The organism is Mesorhizobium sp. M7A.F.Ca.CA.002.15.2.1 (assembly GCF_003998715.1).
GTDB lineage: Bacteria > Pseudomonadota > Alphaproteobacteria > Rhizobiales > Rhizobiaceae > Mesorhizobium > Mesorhizobium ciceri.
Window position 1 is genome coordinate 1 of the sequence record NZ_RZPI01000380.1, and the last position, 5409, is coordinate 5409.

Here is a 5409-nt window from a genome sequence, read left to right on the forward strand (position 1 = left end):
GCGTATGACCGTTTCATCGCGCCGCATCTCGATCCTGTCAGCCGTCACTACTGGGAGCGCCGCAACTGGCGCGGGCGCCGTCGCATCACTGTGTTCGACCGCAATTTCTACCAGACCGGCCTGCTCGGCTTGTTCATCGCCATGGGCCATCGCACGGGAAAATTCTTCGGCGTCGACCCAGCCGGCATCATGCAGGCCAGGAACATCGGCGAGCAGCGCCGCTTCTTCAACGAGGAGTTGGCGCCGGTCTTCGACAACAAGCTTTTGAGATGGGCGACGTCGCGCAAGGCTTCGCTGTTCGGCCTCGGCATTCCACCGGCGCAGTACGATTCGCTGATCACTTCTGGCGACGGCACCATGGCCAGCGTGCTGAAAGCCCGGCTGGAAAAACTCGCTTGCGATTTTCCGCTGGAGAATAACTACTTCGCCTGGCAGGCCTTTGCCCGCCGCTATCCGAACCCCGGCGAGGCCGCCCTGCCCGCCTATCTCGAAAAGCAGAATTACGAGACCATCCGCGGCAATGTCGGCCGCGTCGCCATCCACCATGCCAATCTGATCGAGTTTCTCGCCGGCAAGGATGCAGGCGCGGTCGACCGCTTCGTCCTGCTCGACGCACAGGACTGGATGACCGACGATCAGCTCAACGCGCTGTGGGCGGAAATCACCCGCACGGCTTCGGCCGGCGCCCGCGTCATCTTCCGCACCGCCGCCGAGCCCAGCCTGCTGCCGGGTCGCGTCTCCAGTTCGCTGCTCGACCAATGGGACTATCAGGACCAGGCTTCGCGGGAATTTTCGGCCCGCGACCGCTCGGCCATCTATGGCGGCTTCCATCTCTACGTAAAGCGCGCGGCATGAGCAGCAGCGAGCTGCCGGCCAGCCCCGAATTCAAGGCCAATCATGCCGAACTGATGGACGGCGTCTACCGCTGGCAGCGCCACATCTACGACCTGACCCGCAAATACTACCTGCTCGGCCGCGACCCAATGATCTCGGGGCTCGACGTGCCTGCCGGTGGCACCGTGCTGGAACTCGGCTGCGGCACCGGCCGCAACGTCATCCTCGCCGCCCGTCACTATCCCGACGCGCGCTTTTTCGGCCTCGATATTTCGGCCGAAATGCTGGAGACGGCCGGAAAGGCGATCGACCGCGAGGGCCTGTCCGGTCGCGTCATATTGGCTAGGGGCGATGCCACCGATTTCGATGCCCGGGCACTCTTCGATGTCGAACGCTTCGACCGTGTCTTCGTGTCCTATTCGCTGTCGATGATCCCCGGCTGGGAAAAAACAGTATCGGCGGCACTTGCCGCCCTGTCGCCGAACGGTTCGCTGCACATCGTCGATTTCGGCCAGCAGGAAGGGCTGCCCGGCTGGTTCCGTGCGCTGCTGCGCGGCTGGCTGAAAAAATTCCACGTCGCGCCGCGTGAATCGTTGCGCGAAGTGCTGGAATCGGAATCTCGGCGAACCGGCGCAAGCTTCCGTTTCGGCACGCTTTATCGCGGCTATGCCTGGCTGGCGGTTATCGGGCCGCGCGGCTAGCCAAGGTGAAACCGCCATTTGCAGGCCGACCTCACCTGAATGTCAATGCACCTTAATGCAGCGCCTTCATCAGCGCCCCCACCATCGTCTGCGGCCGATAGCCAAGCTTGGCAGGCGTCAGCCCCAGCCGCACCACCACCAACTGCTCCGAGGGAATGATGGCAACCGTCTGCCCGTCATGGCCTTCCATCCAGTACGTGTCCTTGGGCAGGCCTGCCGCGACGCCGGCGCCGGGGTTTTCCTCATCGCCCGGGGCCTCGATCCACAATTGGCCCTTGCCGTAGACCTTCGAGGCGGATGCCGGCTCGCGCATCCAGTCGACGAAACCGGCCGGCAGGATCTGGTTGCCGTTCCACACCCCGCCTTGCAGCAGGAACTGGCCGAAGCGCGCCCAGTCATGCGCGGTCGCGTAGAGATAGGACGAGCCGACGAAGGTGCCCTGCTCGTCCGTTTCAAGCACCGCGCTGTGCATGCCGAGCGGCTCGAATAGCGCCGTGCGCGGCCACGTCAGCGCCCTGGCCTTGTCGCCGACCGCGTCCTGCCAGAGGCGCGACAGCATCACCGCCGTGCCGCTCGAATAGGAAAACTGTTTGCCGACCTCTGCAGCCAGCGGCTTGGATTCGGCAAAGCCCGCCATGTCAGGTTCGAGATAGAGCATGCGCGTGACGTCGGCGACGTCGCCATAATCCTCGTTGAACTCCAGCCCGCTCGACATCGCCATCATGTCGGCAAGGCTGATCGCGGCGCGGCCGTCCGCCTTCCACGGCGCGAACAGGTTTTTGTTGTCGAAAGCCATCTTGCCGTCCTTGACCAACGTACCGACGATGGCGGCATTCACTGTTTTGGTCATCGACCAGCCGAGCAGCGGCGTCCTGGCGGAAAAGCCATCGCCGTAGCGCTCGGCGACGACACGGCCATTCTTGACCACCACCACCGCGCGCATGCCGGTGCCGATCAGCGCCGCATCATCCAGCAGCTTGGCAACAACCGGATCCTGTGATGCCTCGACCCGTTCGCCTTCCGGCCACAGGTCGCCCATGGTGACTGCGGACGGCTCCGCTTGGATCGCGGTCCGCCGCACCTTTCCTACGTCGCCGTCCGGAACCGAAGCGCAGCCAAGCCCGTCGCGGGCTACGGCGACGCTCTTGCCGAGGAAACCGAACAGGCCGGCAGACACCGTTCCCCTGTTCTTGTCCACCGAAACCCGCATTAACCGCAGCAGGGGATGCCCGGGTGCCTGCACGTCGACGGCCAGCACCTCATTGGGATCGCGGCCGGCGATAAAAACGTTCGAACAGACGATCTTGGCCGAGTAGCCCGAGCCGACCCTGATCAACTCCGGTGGCGCGATATAAAGCCAGGCAAAAGTGCTGCGACCGCCAGGACGATCAGGCCAAGCAGCCATTTGACGATCTTGACCACGATCCGCATTTATTTCCTCCGGGCCCTGCGCGACCCTTATGTCATCGATTTGCCGCCATTGCTTCCGCAAATCACAATGCTTGTCGAGCGCCATCAACGGATTATCAACCATGATCGGCGATCACAGGATATGCTGAGCGATGCTGTGGGGCGATCGTTCGGAGGGGGCCCGATCACAAAGCAGGCCATCAGTGTAGAGACCCATCAGCGACCGGCTGAATCCGGCTCGGGAATTGCGATGCGCCGTCTTGCGGGCCTGATCATGCTAGCGCTGCTTGGTGCTTGCTCGACCGTCGACGATCTCTCGCCGCTGTCGCCATCCGCTTCGAGCAGCCCGACGGTTGCCGTGCGCGCGCCGCGCTTTGCCGACTCCAAGCCGCATGAATGGGAGAGCGGCGCGCCGTGGAACTATGCCGTCCACGGCACCGATGTTTCCAAATACCAGACCTCGGTCGACTGGCCGGCTGCCAGGGCCAGCGGCATCTCCTTCGCCTTCATCAAGGCGACCGAGGGCGGCGACCGTTTCGACGAGTATTTCAGCGAGCATTGGGCGCGCACGAAGGCCAACGGGATTCCGCGAGCCGCCTATCATTTCTATTATTTCTGCACCCCGGCTGCCGTTCAGGCGCGCTGGTTCATCCGCAACGTCCCCGTCGATCGCTCGGCGATGCCGCCGGTCCTCGATATGGAATGGAACCCGCAATCGCCGACCTGCAGGCTGCGTCCCGACGCCGCCACGGTGCGCGCGGAGATGACCACCTTCCTCGAAATCGTCGAACGCCATTACGGCAAGAAGCCGATCATCTACACTTCCGTCGACTTCTTCGACGACAACGGGCTGTCAGGGTTCCGCGGCTATCCCTACTGGCTGCGTTCCGTCGCCGGCCATCCGCGTGAGAAATACGGCAGCCACCCCTTCACCTTCTGGCAGTACACCGGAACCGGCATCGTTCCCGGCATGACCGGCAAGTCCGACATCAACGTCTTCAACGGCAGCGAAGCCGCCTGGAACAAATGGCTGCGGCAGAACACCCGTTGACGTCAGGTTCAACGGCAGCACCGCCCTGGATCAAATCACTCCAGCAGAGCTTCCGTTGAACCGGTGCAACGGCAGCACTGCCCTGCATCAAATCACTCCAGCAGAGAAGCTGCCGCAGAACACCGTTGACACCGGGCCTGCCGCCTGCTTTTCGACACAGCCAGCGGGAAAGAGTGCAACCGCCGGTAATTCAGGGCGTTGGGCTTCCCGGGGGGGAGCACAACAAATGACCCCCTGTTCGTTTCGAAAGGAAGCTGATGCGACTGCGTTCCAAAGTCCTCGCGGCTGCGCTGACCCTGTGCGCCACGGCCTTGCCGGCGATGGCGCAGGAATGCGGCGGCGACTTCGAATCCTGGAAGCAGGGCGTCGCCGCGGAAGCCAAGGCGGCCGGCGTAGGTGCAGTGGGTCTCGACGCCCTTGAAGCGGCAACCTTAGATGACAAGGTGTTGGCGCGCGACCGCGCCCAGGGCGTCTTCACCCAAACCTTTGTCGAGTTTTCCAACCGGATGATCTCGGCCTATCGCCTGAAGCAAGGTGCGGCGAACATGAAGAAATACGCGGATGTCTTCGCCCGCGCCGACCAGCAGTTCGGCGTCCAGGCGCCGATCATCGCCGCCTTCTGGGCGCTGGAGACCGATTTCGGCGCCGTGCAGGGCGACTTCCACACGCTGAGCGCCCTGGTGACGCTTTCCCATGATTGCCGCCGGCCGCAGCTCTTCCGGCAACAGCTGGTGCCGCTTCTGGAACTGATCGATCGCGGCGTGCTGCCGGCCGATGTCAGGGGCGCCTGGGCCGGCGAGATCGGCCAGACGCAGATCCTGCCCTCCGACTATCTGGCACGCGGCGTCGACGGCGACGGCGACGGCAAGATCGACCTGCGCGGCAGCGTGCCTGATGTGATCATGACCACTGCCAACAAGGTGCTGTCGCGCGGCTGGAAACGCGACCAGCCCTGGATCCAGGAAGTCCGCGTGCCCGAAGACATGCCGTGGGATCAGACCGGTCGCACCAACAAGCTGCCGCTGTCGCAGTGGGCGCAATGGGGCGTCACCTACCCCAGCGGCGCGCCGCTGGTCGATAACGGCCTGAAAGCAGGCCTCGCGCTGCCGATGGGCCGCAAGGGGCCAGCCTTCCTCACCTACGACAATTTCGACGTTTATCTCGAATGGAATCAGTCCTTCACCTATGCGCTGACGGCAGCCAACCTTGCCGCACGGCTGGCAGGCGCGCCGCCGCTGGACCCGCGCAATCCCGAGACCGGTCTCAACAATGAGCAGATGAAGGCGTTGCAGACCAAGCTGGAAGCCAAGGGCTACGATGTCGGCACCGTCGACGGCATTTTGGGTACCAACACCCGCGAGGCGATCCGCAAGGGCAAGCGGCTCTACATCAATGACGGCATCTGGGCCTGTC

At 63.6% G+C, this 5409-nt stretch carries 4 protein-coding genes and 1 pseudogene; 4 read left to right on the plus strand and 1 reads right to left on the minus strand.

The window, feature by feature from the left end; translation table 11 throughout:
• Positions 1-855: DUF3419 family protein (locus ENZ74_RS20330; RefSeq protein ID WP_127312949.1), on the plus strand; the 855-nt coding region annotated here is incomplete at its 5' end.
• Positions 852-1535 carry a class I SAM-dependent methyltransferase gene (locus ENZ74_RS20335; RefSeq protein ID WP_063168487.1) on the plus strand — a complete coding sequence of 228 codons (684 nt, stop codon included), beginning with the start codon at positions 852-854 and terminating at the stop codon, positions 1533-1535. The genes ENZ74_RS20330 and ENZ74_RS20335, both read left to right, overlap by 4 nt.
• A gap of 52 nt (positions 1536-1587) precedes the next feature.
• On the opposite strand, the pseudogene ENZ74_RS20340 reads toward ENZ74_RS20335, so the two are convergent.
• Positions 1588-2966 (minus strand): annotated as a pseudogene (locus ENZ74_RS20340) (serine hydrolase).
• A gap of 229 nt (positions 2967-3195) precedes the next feature.
• On the opposite strand from ENZ74_RS20340, the gene ENZ74_RS20345 reads away from it, so the two are divergent.
• Both ENZ74_RS20345 and ENZ74_RS20350 read left to right on the plus strand, forming a co-directional pair.
• Positions 3196-3996, plus strand: coding sequence for a GH25 family lysozyme (locus ENZ74_RS20345; RefSeq protein WP_013530938.1), 801 nt, complete (start codon positions 3196-3198; stop codon positions 3994-3996).
• Positions 3997-4253: 257 nt separating this feature from the next.
• A partial coding sequence (locus tag ENZ74_RS20350; RefSeq protein WP_127312950.1) for a lytic murein transglycosylase occupies positions 4254-5409 on the plus strand: 1156 nt, incomplete at its 3' end.

What these genes read in the sequence shown, in the direction of transcription:
- ENZ74_RS20345 (WP_013530938.1), top strand. Translation starts at nt 3,196, where the DNA reads ATGCGCCGTCTTGCGGGCCTGATCATGCTAGCGCTGCTTGGTGCTTGC.
- ENZ74_RS20335 (WP_063168487.1), top strand. Translation starts at nt 852, where the DNA reads ATGAGCAGCAGCGAGCTGCCGGCCAGCCCCGAATTCAAGGCCAATCAT.